This window comes from Rhodococcus sp. LMD (assembly GCF_056108245.1).
This window is the reverse complement of sequence record NZ_CM148557.1, coordinates 516,005-531,313: the sequence shown is the minus strand read 5'-3', so window position 1 is coordinate 531,313 and position 15,309 is coordinate 516,005. Positions and strand designations below refer to the sequence as shown.

Sequence of the window (15,309 nt, the reverse complement as noted above, 5' to 3'; positions counted from 1 at the left end):
GCCCGTCAGCGCACCGTCCGGGCCGGCCCGATGCTCATCCGGCCCGAGGTGATCACGATGCCGTGGTGTGCCCCCGGCAGCAACCACTGCCCGAGCGTCGGGCCCTGCGCCTCGACGCGGACCCGCGCGTAGCGGAACCGCCCCCGCAGCCGCGCCGTGGCCCGGGCCTGACTGCCGTCCGGTTCGGGCTGGGCGAATGCCAGTCCGCCGACGATCGGCAGTTCGGGACCACGCGGGGACGCGTCGGTGTCCACCTTCCACGTGTGGCCCGTGGCCGAGAACCGGCCGGTGACGTCGCCGTCGAACGAGGCGAGCACCTTCGGCAGGTGCCAGTGCTCGCGGCCGCCGTGCACGGACGCCTCGGAGTCCACGGCGATGAACGGCACCGCCATCGCCGGGATCAGGCCCGGGCGCAGGACGGGACTGGCGAGCACCTCACGGTAGGGACCGACGGGCGAGTCGAGATAGTCCACCACCATCGCGAGGGTGAACGGCAGGGTCCGGCCACCGGGGCCGAACTGCGCCGCCCCCGGCGCACTGCGATGCCACCACAGGGCGGCGCGCGCCTGCGCCGACCACGGGGGTGGCGCGGATGTCGGCCAGTCGGTGCGTTCGTCGGTGCTCTCAGGCACGCTCCACAACACGGGCGGCCTCCTCTCGTCGGACTGGATGGATCGGCAGGCGCAGCGCCCCGGGTGCGGAGTCCGGAACGCTGGGGCGCACCGGCTGCACGGCGGTGACCGGCACGTACCCGGAGCCGGGCGCCGGACGCGGGTCGGCCTCGCCCTTGTTGGGCCACAACGCCATCGCCCGCTCGGCCTGCGCCGTGATGGTGAGCGACGGGTTCACGCCCAGATTGGCACTGACGACGGATCCGTCCACGACATGCAGACCGTCGTGACCGTAGACGCGCAGGTAGGGGTCGACGACACCGGACTCGGGCGAATCCCCGATCACGCAGCCGCCGAGGAAGTGCGCGGTCATGGGAATGTCGACCAGGTCCGCGATCGATCCGCCCGCGTCGCCGTCGATCCTGTCGGCGACCCGCCGGATCGCCTCGTGACCCACCGGGATCCACTCCGGCGGCGGCGCACCCGGTCCGCGGCGGCTCGTGAGCCGGCGCCCGAAGAACCCGCGCTTGCTCGTCAGTTCGAGCGAGTTGTCGTCGGTCTGCATGACCAGCGCGATCACGGTCCGCTCGGACCAGCGCCGCACCGACAGGCTGCGCAGGAACGCCGCCGGATTACGGGCCGCCACGGCGAAGAACTTCGCCAGCCGCGGTGTCCGGCCGCCACCGTCGACCAGCAGGGCCTGGAGGAGTCCGATAGCGTTGCTGCCCTTGCCGTATCGCACCGGTTCGATGTGGGTGTGGTCGTCCGGGTGGAAGGAGGCGGTGATCGCGATACCCCGGGAGTAGTCCACGCTGCGGTCCTGCGCCGTCGCGGCGAGCACCGCTTCGGAATTGGTGCGCACCACCGTGCCCAGCCGCGGCGACAACCGCGGCAGCGCACCGGTCTCGCGCATCGCGAGCAGCAGCCGCGACGTGCCGTAGGTGCCGGCGGCGAGCACCACCTGGTCGGCGGTGTACACGTCGTGGCGCTTGCGGATCCGGTTCGTGCTGCGGGTGCGGACCTCGTATCCGCCGCCGGCGCGCGGGCGGATCCCGGTGACGGTGGTGAGCGGGTGGATCGTCGCACCGGCCTGCTCCGCGAGGTACAGGTAGTTCTTCACCAGGGTGTTCTTCGCCCCCACCCGGCAACCGGTCATGCAGCCGCCGCACTCGGTGCAGCCGGTCCGGTCCGGGCCGGCGCCGCCGAAGAACGGGTCCGGGACCGTCTGCCCCGGCTCGCCGAAGAACACCCCGACCGGCGTGGTGGTGAACGTCTCCCCCACCCCCATCTCCTCGGCCACCGAACGCATCACGTCGTCCGCGGGGGTCGTCAGCGGATTCGGGCGCACCCCGAGCATCCGCGCCGCCTGCTCGTAGTACGGTCCGAGCTCGGCCTGCCAGTCGGTGATGTGCCCCCACTGCGGGTCCTGGAAGAAACGGGCGGGCGGCCGGTAGAGGGTGTTGGCATAGTTGAGCGATCCGCCGCCGACGCCTGCGCCCGCCATGACCAGGACGTCGGGCAGCAGATGGATGCGCTGCACGCCGTAGCAGCCCAGCGCCGGCGCCCACAGGTACTTGCGCAGCCGCCAGCTGGTCTTCGGGAGTTCGTCGTCGGCGAACCGCCGGCCGGCCTCGAGGATGCCGACGCGGTAGCCCTTCTCGGTCGCGCGCAGCGCGGCGACACTGCCGCCGAAGCCGGAGCCGACGACCAGTACGTCGTAATGGGTCATGCCGCAATCCTTTCGGCCGCGGGGCGGGCGAGGTAGTTCTCGGGGTCGAACTGCCGGGTCCGGGCGCGGTACCGCCAGGTGAACGTAGGCCACATCACCGAGTTACGGCCCTTGCGGTCGAGGTACCAGCTGTCGCAGCCGCCCGCGTTCCACACCGTGCCCGCGAGGGCTGGATCGAGTTCGGCGTTGTAGGTGCGCTGCGCGCCCGCGGTCACCTCGACGGCGGACAGACCCCGGGACCTCATGGCGCGCAATGCATCCGCGATGTAGGCGGCCTGCGACTCGAGCATGTACACGATCGAGCTGTGACCGAGGTTGGTGTTCGGCCCGTACATCAGGAAGAGGTTGGGGAAACCGTGGACCGCGATGCCCAGATAGGCGCTGGGGCTGCCGTTCCAGGTCTCGGCGAGGGTGCGGCCGTCGCTGCCTCGGATGTGCTGGGCCACCGGTGGTTCGGTGACGGTGAAGCCGGTACCGAAGATGACGGTGTCGACCTCGTACTCGTTGCCGGCTTCGTCGACGACCCCGTTCTCGGTGAGGGCGGTCAGCCCGGACGCCACGACGGTGACGTCGGGCCGGGTGATCGCCGGGAACCAGTCGTTGGACAGCAGGATCCGTTTGCACATGATCCGGAACTTCGGGGTGAGCTTCGCCCGCAGCTCCGGATCGGCGACCTGCCTGTCGAGCACCGACAGCGCCCGGCGCTCGAACAGCGGCACGAGCCACCGGCGTGCGAACGGGCGTGTCATCCCGACGACGTACGTCTCCTTCTGCCCGTAGACGGCCGCGCGAACGACCTTCTGTGCGAGCGGGAAACGCCGGTAGAGGGCCCGCACCGGACGCGCGATGGTGTGGTCGTGCTTGGGCATGACCCACGAGGCGGTGCGCTGGAACAGTGTCAGGTGCCCGACGGTGTCGACGATGGCGGGGACGAACTGGATCGCGGAGGCGCCGGTGCCGATCACGGCGACGCGCTTGCCGGTCAGGTCGTAGTCGTGGTCCCACTGCGCCGAATGGAACATCTTGCCGCGGAACGATTCCAGTCCCGGCACCTTCGGCAGGGTGGGGGTGGACAACGCGCCGGTCGCCGAGACGAGCACCTCGGCGGTGAGGTCACCACGCGACGTCGACACCATCCAGCGGGCGCTTTCGTCGTCCCATTGCGCGTCACGCAGTTCGCACCCGAACATCGTCCGGTCGGTGACGCCCTGCTCCTTCGCGACCCGGCGCAGGTAGGCGTAGATCTCCTCCTGGGTACCGTGAGCCTTCGACCAGTCCGGTTCGGGCGCGAAGGAGAACGAGTACAACGCGCTCGGCACGTCGCAGGCCGCACCCGGGTAGGTGTTCACGCGCCAGGTGCCGCCGACGTCGTCGCCTCGTTCGATCACGAGGACGTCGGCGCGCGGATCCTCGCGCAGGAGGGCGGCGGCCATGCCGATGCCCCCGAAGCCCGCCCCGACGACGAGCGTGTGTACGTGCGGCGGGAGGGTCTCGATGCTCACTTCATCACCAGTTCCTTCCAGACCGGGAGCAGCCGCTCCCGGATCTCACGATCCGATTCGGGGGTACGCATCAGGGCGGCGACGGCAAGTCCGCGAGCGAGTTCGATGCTCAGGTCGATCTCGTCGGGCCCCATCCGGTCACCCATGATCTCCAGGCAGCCGACCCGCAGCGCATCGGAGACCTTGCGCTCGAGGGGGATCACCGCCTCGTGCAGGGCGGGATCGGTCCGCGCGGCCACCCACAGCTCGAGCGCGGCATGGAACAGCGGCCCGCGGAACGCGTCGGTGAGGACGTCGAGGCCCCGCTCGGGGTCCGGGCTCGCCTCGAGAATCTCCGTCAGGCGCTTGTCCACGAGGTGTTCGACCGCGGCGACGACGAGTGATTCCTTGGTCGGGAAGTGATGCAGTTGCGCGCCCCGGGACACCCCGGCCCGCTTGGCGATCACCTGCGTGGTGGTGCGTGCGTAGCCGAGCTCGACGAGCGAGTCGACGGCCGCGTCGAGGAGTTTCGCCCGGGTCACGGCGGTGCGCTCGGCCTGCGTGCGCCCGGTGCCCGTGGATGTGGTTCGAGTCACAGAACGGACGGTAACAGTCAATGAACAAACAGTCCAGACTGCTTGCAAATAACCGGCGGGCCGGCGTCACTCCAGCTGGCGGGCGTAGCCACCCAAAAGCAACTGGAATTCAACCGTTGACCATTTCAATCGTTATTGGTCTACTGTGATCTGCGCGACAAACGTCGCAGAAGGAGGACCGCCGTCTCCATGAGTGCCGTGTCGCTCGACCGCACCGTCTACGAATCCGACCACGACGCGTTCCGCGAAACCGCGCGACGCTTCGCCGAGCGCGAGGTCGCACCGCACCTCGAGGAGTGGGCCGCCACGGGCCGCGTCGATCGTGAGCTGTACCGGCAGGCCGGCAAGCTCGGCCTGCTCGGGGTCGCCGTGCCGGAACGGTTCGGCGGCGGCGGCATCGACGACTTCCGGTTCGGGGCCGTGCTCATCGAGGAACTCGCCCGCGCCGGCGCCCAGGCCGTCACCATGGGGCTGTCGGGATTCAACGACCTGGTCGCGCCGTACTTCACGGCCCTCGGCACCGACGAGCAGAACCACCGCTGGCTCGCCCCGATGGTCGCCGGCGAGACGATCGGCGCGATCGCGATGACCGAGCCCGGCACCGGCAGCGACCTCGCCGCCGTCACCACCACGGCGATCCCCGACGGCGACCACTTCGTCCTGAACGGCAGCAAGATCTTCATCTCCAACGGCATCCTCGCCGACACGATCATCGTCGTCGCAAAGACCGATCCCGCCGCCGGGAAGAACGGGGTGAGCCTGCTCGTCGTCGAGGACGGCATGCCCGGCTTCACGAAGAACGGCCCGCTCGACAAGGTGGGCCTGTCCGCCCAGGACACCGCCGAGCTGGTGTTCGACGACGTCCGAGTGCCCCGGACCCACCTCCTCGGCGAGGAGAACAAGGGCTTCGGCTACCTACGGCACAACCTGCCGCAGGAGCGGCTGAGCATCGCGGTGACGTCCATGGCCCTGATGACCCGAACGTTCGAGACGGCGTTGCGCCACGCCACCGACCGCAGGGCGTTCGGGCAGCGCATCGCCGACTTCCAGGCCAACCGCTTCTACCTCGCCGAACTGGCCACCGAGATCGAGGTCGCCCAGGTGTTCGTGGACCGCTGCATCCTCGACGCTGCCCACGGACGCCTCGACGAGGTGACGGCGGCGATGGCGAAGTGGTGGGTCACCGAGCTGCATCTGAAGGTCGTGCACCGTGCCGTGCAACTGCACGGCGGCTACGGCTTCATGAAGGAGTACGACGTCGCCCGCGACTATCTGGACTCCCGGGCCGGGACGCTCTACGGCGGCACCACGGAAATCATGAAGGAGATCGTCGGCCGCAGGCTCACCCGGCCGTAGCCGCTTCGATCCAGAACATCCTGAAATTCCCAGGCATCGAGGAGATCCCGTGCTCAACCAAGGTACCGGTACGTGGCCGCGCCGACGCGCCCGGCAGGCCCCCGACGCGGTCGCGCTCGCCTTCCGCGGCACCGGCGTCACCTACCGCGAACTCGACGAGCGGGTCACCCGGCTCGCCCACGCCCTGCGCGCCCAGGGTGTCGGCCCCGGGGACCGCGTCGCGCTGCTGTCGGCGAACCACCCCGCCTATCTCGAAGTGCTGTTCGCCGCCGGTCTGCTCGGGGCGGTGTTCGTGCCGCTCAACGCCCGGCTGACCACCCCCGAGGTGGAGTACTGCCTGGCCGACTCCGGCAGCATCGTCCTGGTCCATTCCGCCGCCCTCACGGACGTCGCCGACGCCGCCGCGACCGCGGCCGGCACCACCCGGCGCGTGGTCCTCGACGGTGCGCCCGACGACCGGGCCGTCGGCTACGAGGAGATCGTCGCGGCCGCTCCCACCGACCGCCTCGACCTCCCGGTCACGCACGAGGACCCGTGCTTCATCATGTACACCTCCGGCACGACGGGCCGGCCCAAGGGTGTCGTCCTCACCCACGGGAACGTGGTGTTCGCGGTGATGAACCCGATCGTCGACCTCGACTTCCTGTCCGACGAGGTGGCTCTCGTCGCCGCACCCCTGTTCCACACCGCCGCATTGAACTTCGTCGCCCTGCCCACCCTGCTCAAGGGCGGCACCGTGCTCATCGAGGAAGGCTTCGAGCCGGGCCGCATCCTCCACCTGATCGAAACCGAAAGGGTCACCTACTCGTTCGGGGTGCCCACGATGCTCGACGCGATGAGCGCCCACCCGAACTGGGACCGCACCGACCTGAGTTCGATCCGGCGCTGGATCGTGGCGGCCGCACCGGTTCCGCCGCGGACCCTGCAGACCTACACCGCCCGCGGCGTCCGCCTCTGCCAGGGATACGGGCTGACCGAGACCGGTCCGGGCGCGCTGATCCTCACCCCCAAGGACGCCGAGCGCAAGCTCGGCACCGCGGGCGCGCCGCACTTCTTCACCGACGTGCGTGTCGTCGACCCCGACGGCACCGAGGCCGCCCCCGGAGAACGCGGCGAGATCCAGATCTCCGGCCCGAACGTGATGCAGCGCTACTGGAATCGACCCGACGCCACCGCCGACGCGTTCACCGGCGACGGCTGGTTCCGCTCCGGCGACGTGGGGGTTCCCGACGAGGACGGCTTCGTCACGATCGTCGACCGGCTCAAGGACATGATCATCTCGGGGGGCGAGAACATCTACCCCGCCGAGGTGGAGGCCGCCATCCTCGACCTGCCCGGCGTGCTCGGCTGCGCCGTCTTCGGTGTGCCCGACGAGAAATGGGGCGAGGTCGGCCGGGCCGCGGTCACCCTCGCCGACGGCGTCACCCTCACCGAGGAAGAGCTGTTCGCCTTCCTCGGCGAGCGTCTCGCCAAGTACAAGATCCCCACATCGCTCCTCGTTCTCGACGAGATCCCCCGCAACGCCACCGGAAAGGTCCGCAAGGACACGTTGCGCGAGCAGTACGCCCACTGACCCGACCGCCACTGCAGGAGCCCCCATGACTGTCACCGCATCCGCGGACATCACTGCGGCCCAGAGGAAGAAGGAAGTTCGACGCGTCGTGCTGTCGAGCTACCTGGGCAGCACGATCGAGTTCTACGACTTTCTGCTCTACGCGACCGCGGCAGCGATCGTCTTCGCCCCCGTGTTCTTCTCGGACCTGTCCCCGCTCGCCGGGACCATCGCGTCGATGGGCACGTTCGCCGCGGGCTACCTCGCCCGCCCCTTCGGGGGCATCGTCTTCGGGCACTTCGGCGACCGGTACGGCCGCAAGTCGATGCTGCTGATCTCGATGACGGTCATGGGCGTGGCCTCGTTCCTCATCGGCCTCGTCCCACCGGCGTCGGCGATCGGATCCTGGGCCGCGATCATTCTCGTGCTGCTGCGCGTGTGCCAGGGCATCGCCGTCGGCGGCGAGTGGGGCGGGGCGGCACTCATGTCCCTCGAGCACGTCGGCGGGCGGGGACGCGGCTTCGCCGCGGCGTTCACCAACGCCGGCGCACCCACCGGTTCGCTGCTCGGCACCCTCGCCCTGGCACTGGTGGCGCTGCTGCCCGAGGACGACTTCCTGTCGTGGGGCTGGCGCATCCCGTTCCTGCTGTCCGCGGTGATGCTGGCCGTCGGCCTGTTCGTCCGGGCCCGGGTTTCCGAGAGCCCGCTGTTCCGGGAGGCGATGGCCAAGCAGGTCGAGGTCGATGCCGCCGCCGTGGACCGGCCCACCCCGCCGATCCTGAGCATCCTGCGCCGGCCGCGAAATCTGCTGCTCGTCGCCCTGGGCTGCATGGCCAGCTTCGGGATCCAGACCATGTTCACCACCTTCGCCATCGGGTACGCATCCCACTCCGGGGTGACCCGATCGCAGGCGCTGATGGCGTTCGCCGTCTGCCAGTTCGTCGCGATCTTCACCCTGCTCGGATTCGCCCGCCTCTCCGACCGCGTGGGCCGGCGCCCGGTGATGCTCTTCGGCCTCGGCGCGTTCGTCGTGCTGATCGTGCCGATCCTGGCGCTGCTCTCGTCCGGCAACGTCGCGCTGGTGACGCTCGGGTTCGTGCTCGGCTTCGGCGTCTGCCAGTCCGCGACGTACGGTCCGATGGCCGCTTACATCGCCGAGCAGTTCGGCACCGCGGCCCGGTACACCGGCGCCTCGCTCGGCTACCAGGGCGCGACACTGCTCGGCGCGGGCTTCACGCCGGTGATCCTCGCGTCGCTGCAGGCGGCCGCCGGCGGCGGCACCGGACTGGTCGCGGCGTTCATGATCGGTCTGGCAGTCCTGAGCGCGGTGTTCATCCTCCTGGCGAAGGAGAGCAAGGACCGCGATCTGAGCACCTACGAGCACTGATACGCGAACCCCGAGGGCGCGCAGGGAAATCCCTGCGCGCCCTCGGGGTTTCCGACTCCGGTCAGCGCCGCACCGGCCGGTGCTCCGGATACGCCCGCGCCGAGGTCTCCACCGCCGTGGGGAACGGCTCGAACGCCGCCTCGAGCGGCCGGATATTCGGGTGCGTACCGCCGGCTCCGCGACCACAATGGGACGGCAACGACGAAGGAGACGAAATGGTGCAGCCACGGTCCCGGGAGTTTGCGCAGGTAGACGTGTTCGCCGCCGAACCGTATCGGGGAAACCCCGTCGCGGTGGTTCTCGACGGCGCCGGCCTCCCGGACGAGGCGATGGCGCAGTTCGCGGCGTGGACGAACCTGTCCGAGACCACGTTCGTCCTTCCCCCGACGACCGCCGGGGCCGACTACCGGCTCCGCATCTTCACTCCGGCCGCGGAGATCCCGTTCGCCGGTCACCCCACCCTCGGCTCGGCGCAGGCGTGGCTCGAGGCCGGCGGGGTGCCGAACAGCCCGGGTCTGCTCGTCCAAGAGTGCGGAGCCGGACTCGTCGCACTGCGCCGCGGCGACGAGTCCCTGGCATTCCGGGCTCCCGAACCGGTCCGTCGCGGCGACCTCGACGACGAGCACCTGGCCCGGATCGCGCGGGGGCTCGGGATCGACCGTGCGCGAATCGTGGCGCACAACTGGGTCGACAACGGACCCGGCTGGGCCGCGGTCCTGCTCGGGTCCGCGCAGGAGGTGCTCGACCTCGAACCCGACGACCAGCACATGCGCGATCTCATCCTCGGCGTCGTCGGTCCCTACCCGCCGGGATCGCCGCTGCAGTTCGAGGTGCGCGCCTTCGCGGCGCCCGTGGGCGTCAGGGAAGACCCGGTGACGGGCAGCCTCAACGCCGGCCTGGCCCAGTGGCTGATCGGTGCCGGCCTCGCGCCGGCCGACTACCGGGCGAGTCAGGGCACTCGCGTCGGCCGCCGCGGCATCGTGACCGTGCATTCGTCCGGCGACGAGGTGTGGATCGGAGGACGCAGCACGACGTGCATCCGGGGCGCCGTGCACCTGTAGGGCACCGGTCTCGGGACGGGGTCTCCCGTCGTCTCCGTGCGACTACGCCGACAGCGCTCGGGCCAGATCGTCGGGGACCGGCATCGGCGTGGTCAGTCCGGCGGCGACCCGTCCGATGTTGCCTTCGGGATACCGGCCGGTCATCGAACCGGGGGCAGCCACGAGGATCCGCACGACCTGCCCGAAAGCCTCGCGGCGGTCACGGCAGCGCAGGGCCAGGGCGAGCATCGCGGCGTGGTTGCAGGTGTGCAGCCACGGGTCCGGCTGCGAGAGGATGTGTGCGCGTTCGAGATGGCGCCACCGCTGTTGCGGGTCGACGGCGGTTCTCGACGCCGTCATCTCCTGTCGGTAGAGGGCTCGGGCAGTGGCACCGATACGAGGCATCATCGATCCTTCGGTTCAGGAGGGGTTCGGCAACAATCGCATTCGGATCCGCAGCAGCATTCCGGCGCGTCATCGGTCACCACTGCGGGTACTGGACAGCAGGTTCGGCCCCTCCAGGCTTCGAGTCCTTCCCGCACCGCGAAGACCGCAATGACGAGTGCCGCGACCGGATCGGCCCACGACAGACCGAATGCGCTGTTGAGTACCAGCCCGATCAGCAGCACGGCCGAGAGGTACGTGCACAGCAGCGTCTGCTTCGAATCGGCCACGGCGGAGGCGGATCCGAGTTCGCGCCCGGTACGCCGCTGAGCCCAGGACAACACGGGCATGATCACCAGGCTCGCCGCGGCCAGCGCGATCCCGACCGGCGAGTGCCGGGCTTCGCCGATCCCGAGCAGCGATCGGATCGAGTCGACGCCGACATACAGGGCGAGCCCGAAGAACGAGAACGCGATGATCCGCAGCGTGGCCTTCTCGCGGGCTTCCGGATCTCGGCCGGCGAACTGCCAGGCCACCGCGGCGGCGGAGGACACCTCGATCAGCGAATCGAGCCCGAACCCGATCAGCGCCGTCGACGACGCCCGCGCGCCCTCGGTCAATGCGACGCTCGCTTCGACGATGTTGTACGCGATCGTCGCGGTCACCAGCAGCCGGATCCGTTTCGTGAGCACGGCCCTGCGCGGCGCCGACGGCGCGGGGGCGTGTGGCCGCGCGGACATCAGCAGCAGTCCTCGGCCGCGGCGGCGGGACAACACGAGGGGTCCACCGTCAGGACCAGGTCGAGCAGGTCGTCGAGTGCGTGCCCGATCCGGCGATCGGCGAGTTCGTAACGATTGCGCCGGCCTTCGGGCACCGCGACGACGAGACCGCACCCACGCAGGCACGCCAGGTGGTTCGAGAGGATCTGCCGGCTGACGCCGATCGCCTCGGCCAGTTCCGAGGGATAACCCGGGCCACGCCGCAGGGTCAGCAGAATCCGTGTCCGGGTCGGATCCGAGAGGGCATGACCGAACCGGGACAGCGCGTCGTGATGCTCCACCGTCTCCACGACCTCGAATGTACATCGAATCCTGTATTCAGGAAATGATGTATCGAATCGCCGTCCGCGAGGCAGTACCGGCCGGCGCGCCGCCGCTAGACTCGGCGGCCACATGCCGACCGCAGCCGAGGACGGGTGATGGACACTCTCGCGCGTTACGTCGAACTGTTCGTGCCGATGCTCTGGCTCGGAATGGTGCTCGCGATCTCCTTCCTGGAGGCGCCTTTGAAGTTCCGGGCGCCGGGGATCACCATCCCGCTCGGACTCGGCATCGGGCGCCTGGTGTTCCGGGCCCTGAACACGGTCGAGGTCGTTCTCGCCGTCGCGCTGATCGTCGCGTGCCTGATCCTCTCGCCGGGCACGACGGGCTGGGTGCTGCTGCTGGTGACCGTGGCCGTGCTGGCGGTGCAGGTGGCGGTGGTCCGGCCGCCGTTGACACGCCGGTCGAACCGCGTCCTCGCCGGCGAGGACGTGCCCCGCTCGAACGCGCACTACGCGTACGTGGCACTCGAGATCGCCAAGGTCGCCTTGTTGATCGCGCTCGCGATCGTGCTCGCCGGCGCCATCGTCTGATCCCGGCGGACGATCGCGCCCCACGGGGCCGTCACGTCGTATGCCCGCCTTGCCTCCGGCACGGCCCTACAGTAGGAATCGAGGAGCTCATCGCCGTCGACGCTGCCGGCGTCACGGAGCCGAACACGAGGGGGCGTACCGATGCCTGTGACAGCCACTGTTCACCGGCCGGTGCGCGCGGCGAGTCTGCGGTCGCGTCGCCCTCGTCCCACCGAGGCGCCGCGAGGGCGCAGGAGGTAATCCCACAATGGCGGACACTTCGGTTCGCGACCTGCCCCCCGCGCTCGGGAACGAGGACCTGGCGCGGCTGCTGGACGGACGCCGGCCGGCGGTGTTCCTCGACTACGACGGAGTACTCACCCCGATCGTGTCGCGACCCGAGGACGCTGTGATCTCGGACGGTATGCGTACCGTCGTCCGAGATCTCGCAGCACGGTGCCCGGTCTGCGTCGTGACCGGCCGGGACCGGGCGGTGGTGCAGCAGCTGATGGGCGTCGACGACCTCGTGGTGGCCGGCAGCCACGGCTTCGACATCTGGACTCCGCAGCGCGGCTCCGTCTCCGACGACCGCGTGGCCCGGTTCGCGGACCTCGTCGCCGCGGTGACCGAGCGGCTCCGCGCCGAGATCGGGACGATCCCGGGTGCGCTGGTGGAGCCGAAACGCGCGTCGGTCGCAGTGCACTACCGGCTCGTCGACCCCGCGGACCGGAATCGGATCGAGGCGGTCGTGCAGACCCTGCTCACCGAGCATCACGGCGAACTGAAGGTCACCCCGGGAAAGATGGTGTACGAGCTCGCGCCCGCCATCGACTGGGACAAGGGCCGGGCCGTGCTGTACCTCGTGGACGTTCTCGGTCTCGACTCGGCCGACACGGTACCGGTGTACCTGGGCGACGACATCACCGACGAGGACGCCTTCCGGGCGTTGCGCGGGCGGGGGATCGGCATCCTCGTGGGCCGGCCGGACGATCCGGAGATGGCGGGCCGGACCACGGCCGCCGAATTCGCACTCGCCTCCGTCGACGAGGTGGAGCGCTTCTTGACCACACTGGCGCGGTGATCGGGGGCCACGCCCAGGGACATCCAGGGGGACGTCGTGCAGGACCCGAAGTTCGAACTCGACTACGACCGGTTCGACAGCGCGTCGGAGGGACTGCGAGAGGCGCTGACCTCCACCGGCAACGGCTACTTCTGCACGCGCGGCACCGCCGAGTGGGAGGACATGAGTCCCATCCACTACCCCGGCACGTACGTGCACGGGATCTACAACCGCGAGACCACCATCATGGGCGGCCGCCCGGTGCTGAACGAGGATCTGGTCAACGTCTCGAACTGGCTGGTCCTCAAGCTTCGCATCGAAGGCGGGGACGCCGTACGGCTCGACGACGTCGACGTGCTGTCCTACCGGCACACCTACGACATCCGGCTCGCCACGGTGAAGCGCGAGGTGCGATTCCGGGACCGGTTCGGGCGGGAGACCACCCTGCGGAGCCGTCGCTTCGTGAGCATGGCCCAGAGCCATCAGGCCGGGATCGAATGGACGCTGGTCCCGGAGAACTGGTCCGGGACGGTGGAGGTGGTCTCGGCACTGGACGGCCGCGTCACGAACCAGATCGTCGCCCGCTACCGGCAGCTCGAGGGCCGCCATCTGGATCCGGTATCCCCGCGTACCTTCGGCAACGAGACCATCGCGCTGCGCGTGCAGACCCGCCAGTCCGACATCTACATCGCCGAGGCCGCCCGTACCCGGGTCTTCCGCGGGGAGGGCTACGACGGCGGACCGCTCGAGGTCGACCGCTCGCTGTACCAGATGGAGGACTACATCCAGCAGGTGCTCTCCTTCGACGTCGAGCAGGGCCGGCCGACGCGCGTGGAGAAGATGGTGTCGCTGTTCACCTCCCGGGACAATGCGATCACCGAGGCGCTGGCCGCGTCCGGCCGGCACGTGCTGCGGTACCCGGACTTCGCCCCCGCGTATGCCGAGCACGAAGCGGCATGGGACGAACTGTGGGACATCTGCGACGTCCGGCTGCCCAGCGAACCGCGTGCCGACCTCCTGCTGCGGCTCCATGTCGCGCACGTGCTGCAGGTCTGTTCCCGGCACACGGCGCGGCACGACGTCGGCGTGCCGGCACGTGGACTCAACGGAGAGGCGTACCGGGGGCACGTGTTCTGGGACGAGATGTACATCCAGCCCTTCCTGAACCTGCGGATGCCGGAGGTGACCCGGAGCCTGCTGCTCTACCGGTACAGCCGGCTGTCCGAAGCCCAGGCCGCGGCCGAGGAGGCCGGGTACCGCGGCGCGATGTTCCCCTGGCAGAGCGGCAGCGACGGCACCGAGGAGACCCAGGCAGTCCATCTCAATCCCCTTTCCGGGCAGTGGGATCCAGACCTCAGCCGGAATCAGCGGCACGTCAACGCGGCGATCTTCTACAACGTGTGGCGCTTCCTGCAGGCGACCGACGACACGGAGTTCCTGGCCGACTACGGCGCCGAGCTCATGCTCGAGATCGCCCGGTTCTGGGCGTCGGTGGCCCACTACAACTCCGAGCGCGAACGCTACGAGATCCACGGTGTGATGGGGCCGGACGAGTTCCATGAACGCCACCCCGGCGCGGCCGAGGCCGGTTTGCGCAACAACGCCTACACCAATGTCATGGTGGCCTGGATCATGGCGACGGTTCCGGCGGTGCTCGGCTCGCTCTCGTCCAGCCGGCGCGGCGCCCTGCTCGCCCAGCTCGCGGTCACCGACGAGGAGCTGCGCACATGGGACGACATGAGCCGGCGGATGTTCGTGCCCTTCCACGAGGGCGTCGTCAGCCAGTTCGAGGGTTACGACGAACTCGAGGAACTCGACTGGGAGCACTACCGCGCCGCATATCCCAACATCCAGCGGCTCGATCGCATCCTCCGGGCGGAGGGCGAGGATCCGAACCGGTTCAAGATGGCCAAGCAGGCCGACACGGTGATGTTGTTCTTCCTGCTCGACGACGACGAACTGCACACGACGTTCGAGCGGCTGGGCTATCCGTACGACCGGGAGCTGGCCCGGCGCACCATCGAGTACTACGACCAGCGGACCTCACACGGGTCGACGCTCAGCCACGTCACCTTCGCCGGAGTGCTCGCCGACATCCATCCGCCCAGCTCGTGGGAACGCTTCATGCTGGCACTCGAGAGCGACGTCAGCGACATCCAAGGTGGAACCACCAAGGAGGGCATCCACATGGGCGTCATGTCCGGCACGCTCGACCTGCTGCAGAGCAGCTTCGTCGGCGCCCGGGTCTACGACGGTGTGCTGCTGTTCCGGCCCCGCCTCGTGGACCGGCTCGACGGCGTGTCCTTCTCGATCCGGTTCCGGGGCACCCCGCTACGGGTACGCATCGTGGGTGGCGAACTGACCGTGCTGGCCCAGTCCGAGGGGTTCCACGGACCCGTCCGGGTGGGTCTCGACGGTCAGGTCTGCGAACTCGGCGCCGGGGAGAGTTGTGTGTTCACCCTGCCCACCCAGGAACCGTCGATGCCCTGAGCACCGCCCAA

14 protein-coding genes are annotated in these 15,309 nt (G+C 69.6%); 7 read left to right on the top strand and 7 right to left on the bottom strand.

Annotated features, from left to right (window positions below):
* Nucleotides 1–5 precede the first annotated feature (5 nt).
* The 4 genes from ACWPQI_RS02445 to ACWPQI_RS02430 are packed head-to-tail and all read right to left on the bottom strand — an operon-like array spanning nt 6 to nt 4,417.
* Nucleotides 6–632, bottom strand: a complete 627-nt coding sequence (locus ACWPQI_RS02445; protein WP_017681206.1) for an acetoacetate decarboxylase family protein — start codon at nt 630–632, stop codon at nt 6–8.
* On the bottom strand, nt 625–2,340 hold the full coding sequence (locus ACWPQI_RS02440) for an FAD-dependent oxidoreductase (protein WP_040273640.1): 1,716 nt from the start codon (nt 2,338–2,340) through the stop codon (nt 625–627). The genes ACWPQI_RS02445 and ACWPQI_RS02440 overlap by 8 nt, the downstream gene beginning before the upstream one ends.
* Nucleotides 2,337–3,842 carry a flavin-containing monooxygenase gene (locus tag ACWPQI_RS02435; protein WP_474738626.1) on the bottom strand — a complete coding sequence of 502 codons (1,506 nt, stop codon included), beginning with the start codon at nt 3,840–3,842 and terminating at the stop codon, nt 2,337–2,339. The genes ACWPQI_RS02440 and ACWPQI_RS02435 overlap by 4 nt, the downstream gene beginning before the upstream one ends.
* Nucleotides 3,839–4,417 (bottom strand): TetR/AcrR family transcriptional regulator, encoded by a 579-nt coding sequence (locus ACWPQI_RS02430; RefSeq protein ID WP_017681203.1) that lies wholly within the window; start codon nt 4,415–4,417, stop codon nt 3,839–3,841. The genes ACWPQI_RS02435 and ACWPQI_RS02430 overlap by 4 nt, the downstream gene beginning before the upstream one ends.
* A 189-nt stretch (nt 4,418–4,606) precedes the next feature.
* Here ACWPQI_RS02430 and ACWPQI_RS02425 point away from each other — a divergent pair, with 189 nt between their 5' ends.
* The 4 genes from ACWPQI_RS02425 to ACWPQI_RS02410 all read left to right on the top strand — a co-directional run bounded on the left by ACWPQI_RS02425 (nt 4,607) and on the right by ACWPQI_RS02410 (nt 9,773).
* Nucleotides 4,607–5,773 carry an acyl-CoA dehydrogenase family protein gene (locus ACWPQI_RS02425; protein ID WP_040273637.1) on the top strand — a complete coding sequence of 389 codons (1,167 nt, stop codon included), beginning with the start codon at nt 4,607–4,609 and terminating at the stop codon, nt 5,771–5,773.
* Between the two features lie 49 nt (nt 5,774–5,822).
* On the top strand, nt 5,823–7,346 hold the full coding sequence (locus ACWPQI_RS02420) for an acyl-CoA synthetase (RefSeq protein WP_040273635.1): 1,524 nt from the start codon (nt 5,823–5,825) through the stop codon (nt 7,344–7,346).
* 25 nt (nt 7,347–7,371) lie between these two features.
* On the top strand, nt 7,372–8,712 hold the full coding sequence (locus ACWPQI_RS02415) for an MFS transporter (RefSeq protein ID WP_026137869.1): 1,341 nt from the start codon (nt 7,372–7,374) through the stop codon (nt 8,710–8,712).
* A 215-nt stretch (nt 8,713–8,927) separates the two neighbouring features.
* Nucleotides 8,928–9,773 carry a PhzF family phenazine biosynthesis protein gene (locus ACWPQI_RS02410; RefSeq protein WP_010594982.1) on the top strand — a complete coding sequence of 282 codons (846 nt, stop codon included), beginning with the start codon at nt 8,928–8,930 and terminating at the stop codon, nt 9,771–9,773.
* 42 nt (nt 9,774–9,815) lie between these two features.
* Here the strand turns inward: ACWPQI_RS02410 and ACWPQI_RS02405 are convergent, their stop codons facing one another.
* The 3 genes from ACWPQI_RS02405 to ACWPQI_RS02395 are packed head-to-tail and all read right to left on the bottom strand — an operon-like array spanning nt 9,816 to nt 11,205.
* Entirely contained in the window at nt 9,816–10,157 is a 342-nt protein-coding gene (locus ACWPQI_RS02405) for a DUF3703 domain-containing protein (protein ID WP_010594981.1), read from the bottom strand.
* The gene (locus ACWPQI_RS02400) at nt 10,157–10,876 is read right to left on the bottom strand and encodes a cation diffusion facilitator family transporter (RefSeq protein WP_010594980.1); all 720 of its coding nucleotides are present in this window, start codon (nt 10,874–10,876) and stop codon (nt 10,157–10,159) included. Before ACWPQI_RS02400 ends, ACWPQI_RS02405 begins: the two co-directional genes overlap by 1 nt.
* The gene (locus tag ACWPQI_RS02395; protein WP_010594979.1) at nt 10,876–11,205 is read right to left on the bottom strand and encodes an ArsR/SmtB family transcription factor; all 330 of its coding nucleotides are present in this window, start codon (nt 11,203–11,205) and stop codon (nt 10,876–10,878) included. Before ACWPQI_RS02395 ends, ACWPQI_RS02400 begins: the two co-directional genes overlap by 1 nt.
* A 129-nt stretch (nt 11,206–11,334) precedes the next feature.
* On the opposite strand from ACWPQI_RS02395, the gene ACWPQI_RS02390 reads away from it, so the two are divergent.
* The 3 genes from ACWPQI_RS02390 to ACWPQI_RS02380 all read left to right on the top strand — a co-directional run bounded on the left by ACWPQI_RS02390 (nt 11,335) and on the right by ACWPQI_RS02380 (nt 15,298).
* Nucleotides 11,335–11,769 carry a hypothetical protein gene (locus tag ACWPQI_RS02390; RefSeq protein WP_017681197.1) on the top strand — a complete coding sequence of 145 codons (435 nt, stop codon included), beginning with the start codon at nt 11,335–11,337 and terminating at the stop codon, nt 11,767–11,769.
* 247 nt (nt 11,770–12,016) lie between these two features.
* Nucleotides 12,017–12,829, top strand: a complete 813-nt coding sequence (otsB, locus tag ACWPQI_RS02385; RefSeq protein WP_010594977.1) for a trehalose-phosphatase — start codon at nt 12,017–12,019, stop codon at nt 12,827–12,829.
* A 36-nt stretch (nt 12,830–12,865) separates the two neighbouring features.
* Nucleotides 12,866–15,298 (top strand): glycoside hydrolase family 65 protein, encoded by a 2,433-nt coding sequence (locus tag ACWPQI_RS02380; protein ID WP_474738625.1) that lies wholly within the window; start codon nt 12,866–12,868, stop codon nt 15,296–15,298.
* Nucleotides 15,299–15,309 lie beyond the last annotated feature (11 nt).

What these genes read in the sequence shown, in the direction of transcription:
- ACWPQI_RS02405 (WP_010594981.1), bottom strand. Translation starts at nt 10,157, where the DNA reads ATGCCTCGTATCGGTGCCACTGCCCGAGCCCTCTACCGACAGGAGATG.
- otsB (WP_010594977.1), top strand. Translation starts at nt 12,017, where the DNA reads ATGGCGGACACTTCGGTTCGCGACCTGCCCCCCGCGCTCGGGAACGAG.
- ACWPQI_RS02425 (WP_040273637.1), top strand. Translation starts at nt 4,607, where the DNA reads ATGAGTGCCGTGTCGCTCGACCGCACCGTCTACGAATCCGACCACGAC.
- ACWPQI_RS02390 (WP_017681197.1), top strand. Translation starts at nt 11,335, where the DNA reads ATGGACACTCTCGCGCGTTACGTCGAACTGTTCGTGCCGATGCTCTGG.
- ACWPQI_RS02410 (WP_010594982.1), top strand. Translation starts at nt 8,928, where the DNA reads ATGGTGCAGCCACGGTCCCGGGAGTTTGCGCAGGTAGACGTGTTCGCC.
- ACWPQI_RS02415 (WP_026137869.1), top strand. Translation starts at nt 7,372, where the DNA reads ATGACTGTCACCGCATCCGCGGACATCACTGCGGCCCAGAGGAAGAAG.
- ACWPQI_RS02400 (WP_010594980.1), bottom strand. Translation starts at nt 10,876, where the DNA reads ATGTCCGCGCGGCCACACGCCCCCGCGCCGTCGGCGCCGCGCAGGGCC.
- ACWPQI_RS02440 (WP_040273640.1), bottom strand. Translation starts at nt 2,340, where the DNA reads ATGACCCATTACGACGTACTGGTCGTCGGCTCCGGCTTCGGCGGCAGT.